At 66.7% G+C, this 16,976-nt stretch carries 17 protein-coding genes; 8 read left to right on the top strand and 9 right to left on the bottom strand.

All coding sequences use genetic code 11. The annotated features are described in order from the left end of the window. Positions 1–15 precede the first annotated feature (15 nt). Together QM707_RS13090 and QM707_RS13085 are read left to right on the top strand one after the other, a co-directional pair. Positions 16–2,103 carry a S9 family peptidase gene (locus QM707_RS13090; RefSeq protein ID WP_415002320.1) on the top strand — a complete coding sequence of 696 codons (2,088 nt, stop codon included), beginning with the start codon at positions 16–18 and terminating at the stop codon, positions 2,101–2,103. Positions 2,104–2,155: 52 nt separating this feature from the next. After that, entirely contained in the window at positions 2,156–2,368 is a 213-nt protein-coding gene (locus tag QM707_RS13085) for a hypothetical protein (protein ID WP_415002319.1), read from the top strand. A 26-nt stretch (positions 2,369–2,394) separates the two neighbouring features. Here QM707_RS13085 and QM707_RS13080 read toward each other — a convergent pair whose 3' ends face one another. After that, positions 2,395–4,149, bottom strand: coding sequence for an ABC transporter ATP-binding protein (locus QM707_RS13080; RefSeq protein WP_415002318.1), 1,755 nt, complete (start codon positions 4,147–4,149; stop codon positions 2,395–2,397). Positions 4,150–4,203: 54 nt separating this feature from the next. On the opposite strand from QM707_RS13080, the gene QM707_RS13075 reads away from it, so the two are divergent. The 4 genes from QM707_RS13075 (at position 4,204) to QM707_RS13060 (ending at position 8,327) form a co-directional block, all read left to right on the top strand. Next, complete coding sequence (locus QM707_RS13075) at positions 4,204–4,749, top strand: pseudouridine synthase (RefSeq protein ID WP_415002317.1); 546 nt, start codon at positions 4,204–4,206, stop codon at positions 4,747–4,749. A gap of 86 nt (positions 4,750–4,835) precedes the next feature. Continuing rightward, a complete protein-coding gene (locus tag QM707_RS13070) occupies positions 4,836–5,579 on the top strand; it encodes a class I SAM-dependent methyltransferase (RefSeq protein WP_415002316.1) in 744 nt (247 codons plus the stop codon). A 170-nt stretch (positions 5,580–5,749) separates the two neighbouring features. After that, positions 5,750–7,111, top strand: coding sequence for a hypothetical protein (locus QM707_RS13065; protein WP_415002315.1), 1,362 nt, complete (start codon positions 5,750–5,752; stop codon positions 7,109–7,111). A gap of 196 nt (positions 7,112–7,307) precedes the next feature. Beyond that, complete coding sequence (locus QM707_RS13060; protein WP_415002314.1) at positions 7,308–8,327, top strand: hypothetical protein; 1,020 nt, start codon at positions 7,308–7,310, stop codon at positions 8,325–8,327. Between the two features lie 16 nt (positions 8,328–8,343). Here QM707_RS13060 and QM707_RS13055 read toward each other — a convergent pair whose 3' ends face one another. Genes QM707_RS13055 through QM707_RS13045 form a run of 3 tightly spaced genes read right to left on the bottom strand, consistent with a single transcriptional unit; the run spans position 8,344 to position 10,512 of the window. Then, positions 8,344–9,072: a glycosyltransferase gene (locus QM707_RS13055; RefSeq protein WP_415002313.1), complete on the bottom strand. Its 729-nt coding sequence runs from the start codon at positions 9,070–9,072 to the stop codon at positions 8,344–8,346. Position 9,073: 1 nt separating this feature from the next. Further along, positions 9,074–10,234: a low temperature requirement protein A gene (locus QM707_RS13050; RefSeq protein WP_415002312.1), complete on the bottom strand. Its 1,161-nt coding sequence runs from the start codon at positions 10,232–10,234 to the stop codon at positions 9,074–9,076. A gap of 11 nt (positions 10,235–10,245) precedes the next feature. Then, positions 10,246–10,512, bottom strand: a complete 267-nt coding sequence (locus QM707_RS13045; RefSeq protein WP_415002311.1) for a hypothetical protein — start codon at positions 10,510–10,512, stop codon at positions 10,246–10,248. Positions 10,513–10,702: 190 nt separating this feature from the next. Between QM707_RS13045 and QM707_RS13040 the strand changes: the two genes are divergently transcribed. Continuing rightward, a complete protein-coding gene (locus QM707_RS13040; RefSeq protein WP_415002310.1) occupies positions 10,703–11,203 on the top strand; it encodes a GNAT family N-acetyltransferase in 501 nt (166 codons plus the stop codon). Here QM707_RS13040 and QM707_RS13035 read toward each other — a convergent pair. The 5 genes from QM707_RS13035 to hrpB all read right to left on the bottom strand — a co-directional run bounded on the left by QM707_RS13035 (position 11,200) and on the right by hrpB (position 16,001). Beyond that, a complete protein-coding gene (locus tag QM707_RS13035) occupies positions 11,200–11,505 on the bottom strand; it encodes a hypothetical protein (protein WP_415002309.1) in 306 nt (101 codons plus the stop codon). The genes QM707_RS13040 and QM707_RS13035 overlap by 4 nt on opposite strands. Beyond that, complete coding sequence (locus tag QM707_RS13030) at positions 11,502–11,987, bottom strand: RNA polymerase sigma factor (RefSeq protein ID WP_415002308.1); 486 nt, start codon at positions 11,985–11,987, stop codon at positions 11,502–11,504. Before QM707_RS13030 ends, QM707_RS13035 begins: the two co-directional genes overlap by 4 nt. A 3-nt stretch (positions 11,988–11,990) precedes the next feature. After that, complete coding sequence (locus tag QM707_RS13025) at positions 11,991–12,449, bottom strand: hypothetical protein (RefSeq protein ID WP_415002307.1); 459 nt, start codon at positions 12,447–12,449, stop codon at positions 11,991–11,993. A 4-nt stretch (positions 12,450–12,453) separates the two neighbouring features. Continuing rightward, entirely contained in the window at positions 12,454–13,425 is a 972-nt protein-coding gene (locus QM707_RS13020) for a hypothetical protein (RefSeq protein WP_415002306.1), read from the bottom strand. 74 nt (positions 13,426–13,499) lie between these two features. After that, on the bottom strand, positions 13,500–16,001 hold the full coding sequence (gene hrpB / locus QM707_RS13015; RefSeq protein ID WP_415002305.1) for an ATP-dependent helicase HrpB: 2,502 nt from the start codon (positions 15,999–16,001) through the stop codon (positions 13,500–13,502). Between the two features lie 88 nt (positions 16,002–16,089). Here hrpB and QM707_RS13010 point away from each other — a divergent pair, with 88 nt between their 5' ends. Next, positions 16,090–16,896 carry a TatD family hydrolase gene (locus QM707_RS13010; RefSeq protein ID WP_415002304.1) on the top strand — a complete coding sequence of 269 codons (807 nt, stop codon included), beginning with the start codon at positions 16,090–16,092 and terminating at the stop codon, positions 16,894–16,896. The last annotated feature ends 80 nt before the right edge of the window (positions 16,897–16,976 follow it).

The raw sequence follows: 16,976 nt of genomic DNA, 5'->3' as shown, positions 1-16,976 counted from the left end.
AGAGGACATCAGACGATGACGACGTTCCGGAACCTGTGCGCCACGCTGGCGCTGTGCGCCCTCATGCTGGCGTCGCGCGCCCTGCCGGCGCAGACGGTCGAAAGCCTGCGCAGCATGGAAGCCGCACAGCGCGCCCTGCCGCCCGCGCCGCGCCTGCCGCGCACGGCCTTCCTCGAAAACCGCACGCTGGTGGCCGCCGAGCTTTCGCCGGCCGGCGATTTCGTGGCCTATCTGCGCGAGCAGAAAGACTCGCGCGCGCTGTGGCTGCTGCCGACGCAGGTTGGTCCTGCACGCGTGTTGGTCGGCAGTACCCAGGCCGAGCAGCTCATGTGGTCGCACGACGGGCGCTGGCTGTTCCTGCGCTCGTCGCGCTCGCTGACCATCGTCGATACAGCCGGTCGCACCGGTGTACGCGTGCCGCTGGGCGGCAGCGAACGGCGGCGGGTGATCAAGCTCGATCCCTCGCAGCCTGCTGCAGTGCTGCTGGGCGAACGCGTTGCCGCCGGCAAGGGCGAACGTTGGCGCGTGGTGCGCATGGATGCGCAGGGCAAGCGCACCCTGCTGCGCGAGGACGCGCGCTGGATCCACGACGTCGCGCTGGATGCGCAGGGCCGCGTCGTCGCGCTGGCGCGTTTCGAAGGCGCATTCGACGCGCTGTATCGCTTGCGCGCGGACGGCAGCCTGCGCGAAGTGCTGCGCCTGCAACCGATGCAACGATTGGATCTGCTGGCGGTGCGCGCCGACGGCAGCCTGCTGATGACCGGCAATCCCGGCGACGGTTCCGACGGGAACTTCCGCCGCGTGATGCGCTTGGACGCGAACGATGGATTGCAGACCCTGCACCAGGATCCGCGCGGCGAGGCCGATCTCGATGAAGTGGTGCTCGATCCGCGTACCCAGGAGCCGTTGGCGGCGAGCTACCGCAGCACCGTCGCCGCGACCTACGGCATCGGCGAAGCGCAGGGCACGGTTGCCGCCATCGCGAAGAAATTCCCGGGCCGCGACATCGCCCTGCAGGCTGGCAGCGGCCCGTCCGCGCACTGGCTGGTCAGCGAACGCGCGCCGACCCTGCGCGATCCGCGCTGGTGGTTGTACGATCCGCGCAACGGGAACCTGCGCCGCATCCTCGACGATCCTGGCATCACCGCGAACTCGCCGCCGGAGTCGAACCTCGCGCGCAAGATCGCCATCGACTATCTCGCCTCGGACGGCGTGCGCGTTCACGGCTTTCTGCTGCTTCCGCCGGGCGTGGACGCTGCGCGCGCGCCGATGGTCGCGCATGTGCATGGCGGACCGATCAACCATTTCCGTCCCGGCTACGACGGCGTCGCGCAGTTCCTCGCCAATCGCGGCTACGTGGTGTTCCAGTCGAATTTCCGTGGCTCCACCGGCCACGGTCGCACCTACACCTTTTCCTCCAACGGCGACTACGGCAACGGCCGCGTGCAGCAGGACATCGTCGAGGGCGTGCGCTGGCTGTTGGCGCAGGGCATCGGCGACAAGGACCGCGTCGGCATCGTCGGCCATTCCTTCGGCGGCTATTCGACGTTGCTCGGTCTCACCTTCCAGCCGGAGCTGTTCAAGGTCGGCGTCGCCGGTTCGCCGCCGGCGGATCTGGGCTGGTCGATGCGCTGGTTGCTCGAAGCCGGCGAGCAGGGCGACATGCCGGATCGTTCGCTCAAGCACACGCTGGCGGCGTTGTCGCTGGATTCCACCGACCCCGCGACCTACGCGCGACTGCATGCGCAATCGCCGATGGTGAATGCCGCGAAGATGCAGCGCCCCTTGTTGATCATGGCTGGCGGCGCCGATCGAACGGTGGCCATCCGTGAAGTGGTCAACTACACGGCGACCCTGAAAGCGGCGAAACGTCCGGTGAGCCTGCTGGTGGAACCGAACGGAGGCCATTCGCCGGTCGATCCGGTGCCGCGAGAAGCCTACCTGTACGGCATGGAGGCGATGCTGCAGAAGCATCTGGGCGGCGCGGTACCGGAACCGCCGGGACAGCGCCTGCGCGCCTACCTGCGCGAGAACCTGCGCCTGGCCGGCCCCGAATTCCGCGAGTACGCCGGCAAGTCCGTTGGCCTCGCCAATACCCAGTGAATGCACTGAAGCATTCGCCGACTCCCTGCATTTCCTGACGCTGGAGATTCCGATGAAACACTCCCCGAGTTTGCCGCTCGTCCTCGTCGCGACCGGTGTCGCGCTGTTCGCCCTGCTGACCTACGACGCTGGCGTGCTCGCCCGCGCCCTCGGCATGCCCATCGAAGGCGGCGAAGGCGTCGTCGCGGCGATCGCGCTGCCGATGTCGCTGCTTCTGTTCGTGTTCGGCCTGCGCGGTCTTCGCCGCGCACGCGTCCCATCGTAGGGTGGGCCTTGGCCCACCGCGTTTCGCTACGCGACTGTCTCGCCGGTCTGCAATCGCCACAGCGCTGCATAGATGCCATCGCGTTCCAGCAACTGATCGTGCGTGCCGGACTCGACGATGCGACCGTCTTCCATCACATGGATGGCATCGGCATGGCGCACCGTGGACAGGCGATGCGCGACGATGAGGCTGGTCCGCTGGTGCGCGATACGCGCCAGCGACCGCTGGATCGCCGCCTCGGTTTCGTTGTCCACCGCCGAAGTCGCTTCATCCAGGATCAATACGGCCGGTTCTCGATACAGGGCGCGTGCCAGGGCGATGCGCTGGCGTTGGCCGCCCGAGAGCTGCGCACCGCGTTCGCCGACTTCGCTGTCCAGCCCCATCGGTAGCGCCTCGATGAAATCCATCGCCTCGGCGGCGCGCGCCGCCGCTTCGACTTTCGCGAAGTCGGGTTGGCGCTCGCCGTAAGCGATGTTGTCGGCGATGCTGCCGTCGGTCAGGAAGGGTTCCTGCGCCACGTAACCGAGATGCTTGCGTAGATCGGCCGGGTCGAGCCCCGCGATGTCCTGTCCATCGACGAGGATGCGACCCTGTTCCGGCGCGAGGAAGCGCAGCAGCAGTTTCAGCAGGGTGCTCTTGCCGCTGCCGGTGCCGCCGACCAGGGCGACCGTGTGGCCCGCCGGCACGATGAGACTGACCTGATCTACAGCACGTCGCGTGTCGTAAGCAAAGACCAGGTTCTCGAAACGAATCTCGCCGCGCACGGGCAGGGCGAGCCTGGCTTCGCCGCGCGTCGGCATCGGCGTGTCGAGCAGATCCATCACGCGATTCACCGAGGCCATCGCACGCTGGTAGAGATCGGTCATGTCGGCCAGGCGCGTCATCGGCCACAACAGGCGCTGCGTCAGATACACCAGCGCCGAATAGCTGCCAACACCGAGCTGGCCCTGCAGCGTCAGCCAACCGCCGTACAGCAGCGTCGCGACGAAACCGGCGAGCACCGCCATGCGGATCACCGGCGTGATCGCGGCGGCGACACGGATCGCGGCGGCATTGCGCTGGCGGAACTGGTCCGAGGCCGCGCGCACATGATCGGCTTCGAAGGTTTCTGCCGTGTAGGCCTGGATCGTCGCCATGCCGGCGAGATTGTTGTTCAAGCGCGACGACACCGTCGCCGCGGCTTCGCGCGCGGCGGCATAGCGCGGATACAAGCGCTTCTGGAACCAGAAGGCGCCGAGCAGGATCAGCGGCATCGGCAACAGGGCCAGCACGGCGAGGCTGCTGGTGAGGGTGAAGAAGACCGCGCCGACCAGCAGGGTAGAGCAGAAGACCTGGATCAGGTCGTTCGCGCCGGTGTTGAGGAAACGTTCGATCTGGTTCACGTCCTCGTTCAGCAGCGCCATCAATCGACCGCTTCGCTCGCGCGCGATCGTGTCCGGCGGCAGCGCCTGAAGGTGCGCATAGGCGGCTAGGCGCAGCTCGTGCTGCAGGTTCTGCGCCAGTCCGCGCCAACGCAGCGCATAGAGATATTCGAACAACGATTCACAGGCCCAGACCAGCACCGTCAGCACGACCAGCGCATAGAGCTGATGCATCGGGTCGGGCAGGCCCATTCGCGCCAGGAAGGAAGCCTTCTGGTTCACCACCACGTCGACGGCGACGCCGATCAGCAACTCGGGCAGGACGTCGAAGACCTTGTTCAACACCGAGAACAGCACGCCGAAACCGGCATCGCGGCGATAGGGGCGGGCGAAATCGAACAATCGGCGCAGCGGATGCATGGCGCGGAACCGCGTTGGAAAGCACGCATTCTCGCATGGGCGTACACTGGCCCGATGCTGGTTGCCCTCAACAAACCCTATGGCGTGCTCTGCCAGTTCACGGACCAGGGCGAGCCGCCACGGCGCACCTTGGCCGAATTCGGCTTGCCTTCCGGCATCTACGCGGCCGGGCGCCTGGATTTCGATTCCGAGGGCATGTTGCTGTTGTCCGACGACGGCGCACGCATCGCGCAGATCAGCTCGCCGAAGTTCAAATGGCCGAAGACCTACCTCGTGCAGGTCGAAGGCAATGCGACCGACGAGCAGCTCGCGCAGTTGCGCAAGGGCGTGCTGCTCAACGACGGACCGACCCAGCCGACGCAGGCGCAGCGACTCGATCGTGCGCCGGACTGGTTGTGGCCGCGTGATCCGCCCATCCGCGTGCGCAAGACGGTGCCGGACAGCTTCATCGAGATCACCTTGCGCGAAGGCCGCAATCGCCAGGTGCGGCGCATGACCGCGGCAGTGGGCCTGCCGACCCTGCGCCTGGTGCGCATCTCGATCGGGCCGCATCGCCTGGACGGCCTCGCCTCCGGACAGTGGCGCGAAGAAAAGTTGTAGGAGCCAGCTTGCTGGCGACCGCTTTCACCGGTCGTTGACGTTCGAAGGATCGCGGCGCCTTGCGTCTATTCCAAGGAAACATCGCGATGAGCTTCAAGGATCATTTCTCCGGCCACGCCAATCTCTACGCGCAAGCGCGGCCGACCTATCCGCCGGCCTTGTTCGACTGGCTGGCGAGCCAATGCAAGGAACGAGGACTCGTCTGGGATGCCGGTTGTGGCAACGGCCAGGCCAGCGTCGCCCTGGCCGCTCATTTCGACCAGGTTTTCGCCACCGATCCGAGCGCGACGCAGATCGAGGCCGGCGTGCCGCGCGACAATATCCGCTATGCCGTCGAGCCGGCGGAGCAGTGCTCGCTGCCCGATGCCAGCGCCGATCTGGTGACCGTCGCGCAGGCGATGCATTGGTTCGACTGCGATCGATTTTTTGCGGAAGCCAAGCGCGTGATGAGACCCGATGGCCGCATCGCCGTCTGGACCTACGAACGCTCGTCGGTGAATCCGCAAGTGGACGAGGTTTTCTATCGCCTGTATCGCGGCGAACTCGACCCCTACTGGGCGCCGGAGCGCCGGCATGTCGAAGCCGGCTACGCGACCCTGCCGTTCCCGTTCGAGCGCATCGACTCGCCGCCTTTAGAACTGCGCTGCGACTGGACGCTGCCGCAGTACCTCGCCTACCTGCGCAGCTGGTCGGCCTCGCAGAAACTGGCGAAACAGACCGGCCGCGACATCGTCGGCGAATTCGCCGACGACATGCAGGCCGCCTGGGGCGATCCCGATTCCGTGCGCGCCGTCACCTGGCCGCTGACGGTGAAGGTGGGAAGGCGCTGACTCGACGTATGGCCGGCGGCTGAGCATCGCTGCGTTTTTGTCGATGACACGCCAACGCGCAATGCGCGCGATGGCGCCGTCAGCAACGCTGCCGCCTTGCCGGAAGCGATAGGGACGTCGGATCCGGCTGGGCCGCACTCCGCCATCGCCAGCGAGGGGTCGTCATGGCCATGAAACGTTCGGAAACGAAAACGGTATCGCGTCGTCGGGCGTCTGCGCGCCTGGACATCGCATTGCTGGGTCGATGGGAGAAGGCGTTAGCGGGGCTGACGGACCTGCGCCAACAGGCGATGCGTCAATCGCTGCATTCGCAGCGCGAGGCTCTGGCAAAAAAAGCGTGGCGACTCGCCGGGCCTTTATACGACGTTCTGGACGCGGCGAAGGACGAGGATGCCGACAGATTGAGCGCCGGGCTTGATCGGGCCCTGATGGGCGTGATCGACGATCCAGCGATCGGTCGTCCGATCGCCGACGAAGCGCCGGGTGAAGAGCGTAGGCCAATGCGCCGCGCACCCCTGCCTTGTTGCATGACGCGCATCCGCTTGCGCAACCTGCTGGCGGTGCCGGCGCGCGTTCGCGCCAGCGGTGCGCTCGGTACCACGACCACGCACATCTTCTCGCCGAACGAGCGGCGCAGCTTGCGCCGTAAGGCCGAGGAACAGACGAACGACGACGATGACGGGCAGGGTGGCGGCATCACCATTCCAGGCGGGTTGGGTCAATGCGTCACCATCACGGTAGAAATACAGAATGCACTCGGCGAATGGGTCGAGATCCTTTCGCGCGAAGTCTGCTGCCACACGCATCAGCGCGGCGACCTCCTTCGCTCCACGCCAGCGCCGCCGCCGCCGGGCGCGACCACGCGACCACGCGAAGTTCCAGTACTGGAGATCGTCGCGCTGGACGCCGAGCGCCCTTGTCCGGAGGGCGACGCGCAACTTGCGCCGGGCGGCGGCCATGGTCACGAGTACCGCAAGTCCCCGGGAATGGACCTGCCTGGCAAGGGTCATTTCATCGGTGCGCACATCTTCCTGCTCTTCATCCCGCCACCGGCCTGCCGGCAGTTCTGTTTCATCCAGGCAGTGAGGCGCACGGTGACCCTGAACGGCCGCAAGATCGCGGCAAGCAGCGACTGGCACTTGGATCTGCTGCCGGAGCAAGACAAACGCCCCGGTTGCTATGCCTACCAGCGCGACCGACCCGAAGGCGGACGCGTATTGAACGACTCGCCGGGTCTGGTGAATCCCTGGGGCGCATTCCAGCTCGAGGACGGCAGCCGTCTCACGCCGCGACCGGGCGATCGCCTCGTTGTGCATTGGGAATTCCGTACCTGGGCGGTGTGCCTGCAGGCACCGGCGCTGCTCGGCCAATTCACCTGGAGCCTGAAGGTCGAAGTGTTGATACCGAACGGACCGCCGCCGAAAGGCGGTCAGTTACCCGGCACGAAGATCGACCTGCGCGAACCGGTATTCAGCCCGCCGGCGCAGATTTCTGCCGACGACTTGAAACTTTATCAACGTCTGACGAACTAGCACGCAAGGAGGAAGCGTCGTGCGCGAACAGGACATGCTTGCTTCGAAGAAATCGAGCACCGGGTCTATGCGGCTTCATGCACATCGCGGACGATTCGGAACGCGCCTGTCCTGGCAAGGGCCGGCAAGGCCGGGCGTTGGCGGCTTCGATCTCTATGCCTGGCGACTGACAGCGCAAGGACGGATTCCGGTGCGCTTGAACGACGAGCCGCTGCCCTTGTGGGGCGAGTGGGTCGATCCGGACCCGGCCTCCGGCTCCTTGCTCGAATGCGATGGTCTAGCTGAATTCATCTCGTTGCCGACGCAGCCGCTGCCGGACGACGCGCCCTTGTGGCATCGGCAACAATGGTTCGAGCATCTTTGCGACGGACCGAATGCGATGTGGCGTCATTGCCGCGAATGGCCCGGGCCATCACCGGTCGCCGGCGAATACTTCCTGCTTGGGCTGGAGGGCGCCGAACGTCAGGGCGATCCCACCATCGTGGCTGAGCGCGAATGGACGCCTGATCTGGAGCGTGAGCGTGACCAGCGCATCCGCGAAGCCTGGCGCAAAATTCGCGAGCGTGAACTGACGCGCGGCTTGCCCGGCAACCCGAGCACGGACGACCTGGACCGCCACATCCATGGCGGCATCCAGGGCGACAAGGGAGAAATACGGCCTGCCGATGGCCGGACATGGCCCGAGGGCGGGCCCGATCCCGAGACCGGCAAGGGCAAGAGCACGATGACGCTGAACGGGGATGCCGTGCTCGACGCCGATCCCGAGCAGCTCGTGGCTTTGCTGCTGCACGAACTCGTGCATGTGGCGCAGAACATGGATGGGAAGGTCCCGAAAGATCTGAAGTTCATCGCCATCGACCGCATCGAGCGCGAAGTCGGGGCGTACGACCTGATCTGGACCAAGATGCGCGACGGACAACTGCAGCTCCGGGACGGCCTGCAGGCACGCGAAGCAATGGAAGCGACGCAAGCGATCGTGGACCTTTTCAGGAAGTTCGCCGATATCGTGAAAATGCAGGAGAACGCTCCCACTCCTGAGCAACGCGATGCGATTCGCGCTATGCGCCGGCATATCCGCGAACTGCTGCTGCGCTACCAGCAGTTCCTCGCAACGATGCCGGCGCTGGCGTTGGCGGCGTTGATCACCCTCGGCCCGGACGGCAAGACGATGAACGCGAAAGAGCTGGTGGACTACCTGCTGCAACACACGTTCTGATCACAGCACCGCGACCCTAGCGCCCCTCATACCAATACCTTCTCGCGAAATCGGTGATCCCACGCGGGTCGCGCAGCAGTCGCCAGCCGATGCGCGGCATCTGCGTGAACCAGTGCCAGTCGCCGTGGCGGTCGAACTTGCGCGAGGAGGTGATCGTCTTGACGCCTTGCAGACGCACGAGTTTCTGGCCGCGCGGGCGGCCGAGCCGGCGCAGGCGCCAGAGCATATCCACGTCCTCGGCGATCATCTTGCTTTCGTCGTAGCCGCCGAGCGTTTCGTGGTCTTCCCGGCGCCAGAACACCAGGCCGGTATCGAAACCGGTCAGCCAGACCATCGGCAGCATCGACGCGAAAGCCAGCGCGATGCCCAGCGACCAGCGTTCCATCGTCACGCGGCTGGCGCCGCCGAGCGTGCGCGGATCATCCGCGGCTTTCAGCAATGCATTGAACACCTGCGGATGCAGCACCGAATCGGCATCGACGAAGGCCAGCCATTCGCCGCGCGCCTGCGCGGCGCCGCCGTTGCGCGAGGCCGCTATGCAGCGTTTCTCGACCGGCACGACCAGGCAGCCGCGGGCGCGGGCGATCTCGGCGGTGGCATCGGTGGAGGCATTGTCGGCGACGATGACTTCGATGACGGCCGGGCACGCCGCGCGCGCCGCTTCCATCGAATCGAGCAATCGCGGCAGGCGCTCGGCTTCGTTCCAGGCCGGGATCACCAGCGATAGTCGCGGTACGCTGCTCACCTCAGGCGCGACGGATCGCCAGCGATTCCCACACCGCCACGATCAGCATCACGGCGGTGGTCGACAATCCGAGCGCCAAGGGCGACAGCCAGTGCAGGAAGGTCGGCACGGCCAGTAGGGCCAGCAGGCCGATGCCGACCATATGCGACAGCGGCGGCGTGCGCCGGTCGTTCGTCAGCCACTTGAACCAGGCGACGCCCAGCAGATAGCAGAACGGGCCACCGAGGATGGCCATCAGCGCCGGATTCTCGCCGTGCTGCGGATGCACGATCACCAGTTCGTCGGCGACGGCGCAGACGATGATGCCGGCGACGATCAGCGTATGCGCATAGGTATAGGCGCTGCGGCCCTGGCGACCGGGATCCTTCGAATGCGCGATGCGATGATGCGCGCGCTGTTGCCCGGTATCGAAATAGATCCACCACATCAGCACGCTGCCGAATACCGCGGAAACCAGAGCGACGATGTTCTGCGTGTTCCAAGCCTGGTCGCCGAAAGTCGCGCCGGTGACCAGCAGCGACTCGCCCAGCGCGATGATGACGAACAAGGCGCAGCGTTCGGCCAGGTGGCCGCCATCCACGCTCCAGTCCGCGGTCGTCGACGCGCCGAGGCCGGGCACATAGAAATAAGCCCAGGGCCCGGCGAATTCGATCAGCAGGGCCAACGCCCACCACAGCCAGCGCGTCTCGCCCGCGGCGAATCCGCCGATCAGCCAGCAGACGGCCGATACCGACAGCCAGGCCAGGATGCGTTGGAAGTTGCGCCGCATGCGTTCCGGCGCGCCGCGCGCGGCCCACAGGAAGAAGCCGGTACGCGCGACCTGCATGAAGGCGTAACTGGCCGCGAACACCAGGCCATGCTTGTCGAAAGCGTGCGGAATGGACACCGAAAGCAGGAGGCCGACGAACATAAGCGCGAACAGGCAGATGCGCACCGGCAGCCGTTCGGGGTCGAGGAAGTTCGTGACCCACGAGGTGTAGATCCAGACCCACCAGACGGCCAGCAGCAACAGACCGACTTTCGCCAGGCCTTGCGCCGTCAGATCGCCCAATAGGGAATGCGAGAGCTGGGTGACGGCAAAGACGAAGACCAGGTCGAAGAACAGTTCGACCATGGCCACCCGGCCGCTATCGGCCTTGTCGCGTTCGCGCAGCAGGCTCATGGGCGAGGCACTCAGAAGCGTCGTAGTCGCCAGCCCAGCAGGCCGGCGAGCGCGGCCGGCGGTGCGAACACCAGCGCGAAGATCGGCAGTTCGTCAGCAACGCTGTAGCCATGGGTGGTCCCGATCCAAAGGTTCACGCCAGCGCCGATGAACCAGGCCGGGATGAACCACAGGGCCCCCGTACCCGTTGCGTAGCGGGTTCGGCCAATCGCGAGACCGATCAACAGGAAAACGATCAGCAAGCCCAGGCCTGCGCCGATCACCATGATGGTATGCATCCGCATCCTCCCCGCCCCGAGTGAGGATGAGTATCGCCGAGCGCCCGAGGCGAGGACAACGGGAAGTGGGATTCGACGGTCCGTCATTGCGGCCGTCGGTGTCCTTCTACGCCCACGGGATGCCGCGGATGCTTTCCCTTCATCCGACCGCATGCGAAGCTCGGCGCAAGGGCATCGGATGAGAGCCTCAATGTTGGTTGCGGCAACGGCAGCAGACTTCGACGCCGTCCTTCGCATCAATCGGGCGGCGCGACCGGGCGTGGCGGTGCTCGAACAGGCCGATCTGGCGGCGATCTTCGCCTCCGAGGGCGAACTTCTGCTCTGGCGCGAGGCTGAGCGCTGTACCGGCTATGTCATCGTGTATGAGGACAAGGCCGACTACGACGGCGAGGAGTTCGGCTGGTTCCGCGCTAGCTTGCACGAACCGTTCCTGTACATCGACCAGATCGCCATCGCGCCCGAAGCGCGAGGACGGGGCCTGGGCCGTCGCATCTACGGCGTTGCGGCAAGCAGGGCGCGCGAACAGGGCAAGGTCGGGCTCGCCTGCGAGGTGAACCTGTTGCCGCCCAATCCCGGATCGTTGGCCTTCCACGCACGCATCGGATTTGCCGAAGTCGGTCGCATGGGCACCCGCGATGGTCGTGAAGTCTGCCTGCTGGCCTGCGCGCTAGCCGCGATGCGCACGGTCTAGGAGCGTTCCCCGTCAGGCCGCCGGGGAGCGTCGGCGAGCGCGAGCAAGGGCCAAAGCATCGCCGCCAGCGGCAAACACCACCAGATGGTAGCGGGCGCGCGCAACAGCATCGGCGTCATCGCGATCGCGACCAGCGCCAGCAGACCGAAGCCGATCCAGCGCAAGCGGCGGGCCAGACGCCAGGCCAATCGCTCGCGCACCGCGTGCCAGGCCATGAGGGGACTGGATGCGGGCGCCTGCGCGCGCAGCCGCATTGCATCGTCCGAGATCAATTCTTCGATCGAACGATCTTCGATGTTCATGTCCGTTCTCCTTCAGGCGGCGCGAGCAGTTCGGCGAGTCGCGCGCGGGCACGCGCCAGCAGCACGCGCACGCTGCTCGCGGCGACGCCGGCGATGCGCGCGATCTCCTCGTGATCGAAACCTTCGGCGTAGGCCAGCCACAAGAGCTGGCGTTGTCGCGCGCTGAGCACCGACCATACCGCCACGGGAATCTTCGCCTCGCGATCCTCTTCGATCACCGGTTCGGCCCCTTGTGATTCCCAATCCACTTCACGTCCGAGGCGGCGCCGATGATCGACGTAGAGGCGCGAAGCAGTGGTGTAGAGCCAGGCGCGCGGATGGGCGATGTCGCCATGGTCGGGCGGCAGTTCCAGCCAACGCAGGAAGCTGTCCTGCGCCAGGTCGGTGGCAAGTTCGGGGCCGGCACCCAGGCGGCGCAGGTAGGCCCACACAGCCGGGCGATGGCTTGCGTAAGCGTCGGCGAAGGCCGCGTAGTCGCGCATCGTTCAGCGGCCCAGCACGCCCCAGCGTTTCGCGATCTTCGCGCTCATCGAACCGGCGACGATCAGGCCGGTGCCGACGCCGAGCAGGACGATGCCCCACCAGCGTGCGAAATCGGCTTCGCGCACGAGGTTGATGTCGGCCCCCGTCGGCGGCGGGAACGAGTTCGCGAGAAAGGCCAGGCCGATGAAGATGGCGACGATGCCGGCCTGCAGCAGGCCGATCAGGCGATACCCCATCGCGGCGGACGAGTATTCGCCTTCCAGCATCAGCTGTCCTTCCGGCGTCTGCAGGAAGGCGATGAATTCGGCGTCGCTGCCGAAGCGCTCGGACAGGCGCGCGACCATCTGCGCCTTCTTCGCCGCCACCTCGGCGCGCAGCCGGTGGCGACGGAGCTGCACGAAGGCGACGGCGACGATGCCGAAGGCGATGAGCAGCGCAACGATGATTTCTTCGTGATTCATGGCATTACCTCGTGGCGTCTTGTCTAGTGTGTTCTTTGTCCGCGCCGGATAGCCAGTGCAGCACGGCGAGCGCGAAAACCTCGTTGTCGTTGCGCGTCGTATCCATGCCGAAAGGAACGCCTTCGGCGACCTGGGCGGTCAGCATCGCCGCTTCGCCGAGCACGACGATGCGACCGCGGCCGAAAGCGAAGGCAAGCCCTTGCGCCGGAAGCGCGGGCACGGGTTTCAGCGCGCCGCTGCCGTCGTCGATGTATTCCTCGCTGCCGCGCGGCAGCGCCATCAGGATCGTCGCGCCCGGCGGGCCCTGCAGCGACTGGCCGGTGAAGGTTTCGAGCCGATCGATTCGCTTGAGGCCGCTGCCGCCGTCGAGAATGGGGTGCGACCCGAGGCGACGATTCCCGCGCGAGAACGGCAAGGGATCGGACTTTCCATCGGGCACTTCGACGAAACCAGCGCCCATCGTCACGCCGAACACGGCGGCGAGTTCGCGATTGGCGGCGCCGAAAGGCGCGTGGTCGGCGATCAGCAGCAGGCTGCCGCCTTGTTCCACCCAGGTGCGCAGTGCGGCGATCTCTGCCGCGGTGAACGCCGGTGCCGCGCGATCGGACGCGCCACCGACGGGCAGGTTGATGCCGAAGAACTGCGGCTTGGCGCCGCCGGACGCATTGGCGATCACCAGCACATCGACGGCGGCGAGGGATGACGCATCGAAACGGCTCTCGCCGGTCCGTACGCGGTAGCCGTCGGAACGCAGCAGTTTTGCGAACGGCCAGTAGCGACCCCACCAACGCGCATCCGACGCGTTGTGATGCGCGGCGTCGATCACCACGTTCGGCGAATGCTCGCCGGCGAAACTGGCGGGTCGTACCGCCGGGCGCCAGCCGAGATCGGCGCGCTGCGCGGGATAGATGACGGCGATCGCGCCACCGAGCAGCAGTACGGTCAGCACCGTCGTCGCGATCAAGAACCGTTTCATCCGCATCCGCCTTCCTCGCCTGTGTTGATACACAGACGGATGGACAGGGCAGGAGGTAAACACTGGGTCGCGAATCAGGTGCCGCGCGGCTTGGCTCGATGCGTGGCGGTGGCGGTCCAAGGATCGTCGGGCCAGGGGTGCCGCGGATACCGCCCCTTCATTTCCTTCTTCACCTCGGGATAGGTGCGCTCCCAGAAGCCCCGCAGGTCCTGCGTGACCTGCAACGGCTTTCCGCCTGGCGACAAAAGATGCAACAGCACCGGCACGCGCCCGTCGGCGATGCGCGGCGTATCGGCGAGTCCGAACAGTTCCTGCAGTTTCACCGCCAGCACCGGAGGGGCGGGGCGATCGTGATCGTCCAGCAGGTATTCGACGCTGCGTTCCATGCCCGAAGGCACGCTCAGGCGCGTCGGCGCGTACTGGTCGAGTTTTTGCCGCAGCGACCAGTCCAATCGTGAACGCATCGCATCGCCGAGCTCCTGTTCGCTTAGCGCATCGAGCCGCGTCTTGCCGGCGAAAGCGGGCGCCAGCCAGTCGCCGAGCGCGGCGAGCAGGGCGGCATCGGAGAAATCCGGCAGTCCGAGTTCCGGCATCCATTCGCGCAGGCAGATCGCGCGCTGACGGAACTGCTTCAGGGCCTCGGTCCACGGCAAGGCCTGCAGCCCAAGTTCGACGACGGCTTCGCAGAGCGCCTTCGCCGCCAGGGCGGGATCCGGTCGGCCCGCGGGTTTGCTTTCCAGCACGATGCGGTCGTAGCGCTTTTCGCGGCGCGACACCAGGGCGCGCGCGTCGGCGTCCCAGCGCACGATGTCCTGTTCGACGAAACGCGCCGGGAAGTCGCGTTCGAGTCGCGCTTCGTCCAAGGGCGCGCCGCGCTGTACGAAGGAATCCTTCGCTTCATAACGCAGCTCGGTGGCGACGATCCAGGGCTCGCCGTACAGCGCGCTGTCGTCGGCGATGCGGGCCATGCGGCCGTTCGCGAGTTGATAGCGACGCGGATCGCCGGCGTGCTGGCGACCGATGCGATCGGGAAAGGCATGCAGCAACAGATCGCCGAGCAGATGCGCCGGCACCGAATCGGCAGGCGCTCGCTCGCAACGAATGCGGCGGCGCCATTGCTTCGCCGCCTGGTCGATCGCCGCGAGCGCCCCGCGACTCGCGTCTTGCGGTGCGCGGCCTTGGCGCAACGCAGCCAAGGCGCGCCAGCGCGAAGCCCAATCGTCGCTTCGTTGTCTCAGCGGATCGCGTGCTTCCAGCAGTGCCGCGAGATCGCAGGCCAGCGCTTGTTCGTCCTCGCCCCGCGCCGACAGCAACATCGCGGCCAGGCGCGGATGCGTGCCGATCCGCAATGCACGGCGACCGAAATCAGTGATGCGCGTATCGCCATCGAGCGCACCCAGCCGCTGCAACAGGTCGCGTGCGGCGGAGATCGCGCCGGTGGGAGGCGCGTCGACGAAGCGCAGGGCGTCGCTGCCCCAGGCCGCGAGTTCCAGCGCCAACGACGACAACTCGCTCTGCGCGATCTCCGGCGTGCGCATCGGTTCGAGTCGCTGCGATTCGGGCCAGAGGCGATAGGCCCAACCTTCGGCGACGCGGCCGGCACGGCCGGCGCGCTGATCGGCCGAGGCCTGAGAGATGTTCACCGTTTCCAGGCGCGAGAAGCCGCTGTTCGGATCGAAGCGGGGTTCGCGCGCGAGCCCGCTGTCGATCACCACGCGCACGCCGGGCAGGGTGACCGAGGATTCGGCAACGTTCGTCGCTAGCACGATGCGTCGGCGACCTTGCGGATCGGGCGCCAGGGCCTCGCCCTGCTTTTCCACCGGCAGTTCGCCATGCAAGGGCACGAGCACGACATCGTCGCCGAGGTTCGCGCCGAGTTGCCGTTCGGCGTCCTGGATCTCGCGTTGGCCAGGCAGGAAGACCAGCATGTCGCCGGGGTGTTCGTGCAGCGAGGATTCCACGCAGCGCCGCAGTTGGAATCCCAGGGCCTCGTCGCGCCGTGCCGGATAGTGGCGAACGACCACCGGGAAGCTGCGCCCGGCCGACGTCAGGCGCGGTGCGTCGAGGAAACGCGCGAGCTTCTCACCGTCGAGCGTGGCCGACATCACCAGCAGGCGCAGGTCGGGGCGCAATTGCGCCTGAACGTCGAGCGCGAGCGCGAGGCCGAGATCGCCGGTGAGATGGCGTTCGTGGAACTCGTCGAAGACGATCGCCGCCACGCCTTCGAGCGTCGGGTCGTCCTGGATCAGTCGCGTCAGGATGCCTTCGGTCACGACCTCGACGCGGGTGCGCGGCGAGACCTTGTTCTCGAAGCGGATGCGGTAACCGATCGTTTCGCCCAGGGCCTCGCCGCGTTGCCTGGCCATGAAGCCGGCGGCGGCGCGCGCCGCCACGCGGCGCGGTTCCAGCATCAGGATGCGGCCGTCGCCGCGCCACCCGGCATCGAGCAGGGCCAGCGGTGCCTGCGTGGTCTTGCCTGCGCCCGGGGGCGCTTCGAGCACGAGACGGGGATGCGCGTCGAGCGAGCGCAGGATTTCGGGCAGCAGCGGGGCGATGGGGAAATCGGCGGGACGCACCGGAGGATTCTACGGTCTGCAAGCCATTGCCGTCCGCCTATGGCGATGCGCCTGCTAAAATCGGGCACGCACCGCACGCATCAGAAGCATGTCCGCTCCCCTCGAACTCATCGACATCGGCGCCAACCTGGGCCACGAAAGCTTCGCGCACGATTTCGACGCGATGCTAGCGCGCGCGCGCGCTGCGGGCATCGTGCAGATGATGGTGACCGGGGCCAGTCGCGCCGGCTCGCGCCACGCGCTGGAAATCGCCCGCGCGCATCCCGGCTTCCTGTATGCGACGGCAGGCGTGCATCCGCACCACGCGCTCGAATACACCGACGAAGGCGATGCCGAGATGCGCGAGCTGCATGCGGCGCCGGAGGTGTTGGCGGTCGGCGAATGCGGACTGGACTACTTCCGCGATTTCTCCCCGCGTCCCGCCCAACGACGCGCCTTCGAGCGCCAGCTGCAGTTGGCGTCCGAAACCGGCAAGCCGCTGTTCCTGCACCAGCGCGAAGCACATGCCGATTTCATGGCCATCATGAAGTCCTTCGATGGCCGTCTCGGCCCGGCCGTCGTGCATTGTTTCACCGGTACCTACGAGGAGATGCGGGACTGCCTGGACGCCGGCTATCACATCGGCATCACCGGCTGGCTCTGCGACGAGCGTCGCGGCCTGCATCTGCGCGAGATCGTCCGCCACATCCCGGCCGATCGCCTGATGATCGAAACCGATGCGCCCTATCTGTTGCCACGCACGGTCAAACCGGCGCCGTCGCACCGGCGCAACGAGCCCATGTACCTGCGCCACATCGTCGAGGAGCTGGCGCGCGACCGCGGCGAGACGCCGGCGCAGACCGCCGCCATCACGACCGGGACGGCGAGGCGGTTCTTCGGCCTGCCCCGACCCTGATCTTTTGTCGCGAAAAGCCGGCCCCGGAACCGCGGTATCCCCGATCGGCTTGCTAAGATGCCGGCATCCCTACGCCGAAG

The sequence above is a fragment of the Arenimonas sp. genome, from assembly GCF_047602345.1.
Classification (GTDB): Bacteria; Pseudomonadota; Gammaproteobacteria; order Xanthomonadales; family Xanthomonadaceae; genus Arenimonas.
This window is presented reverse-complemented; position numbering and strand designations above follow the sequence as displayed.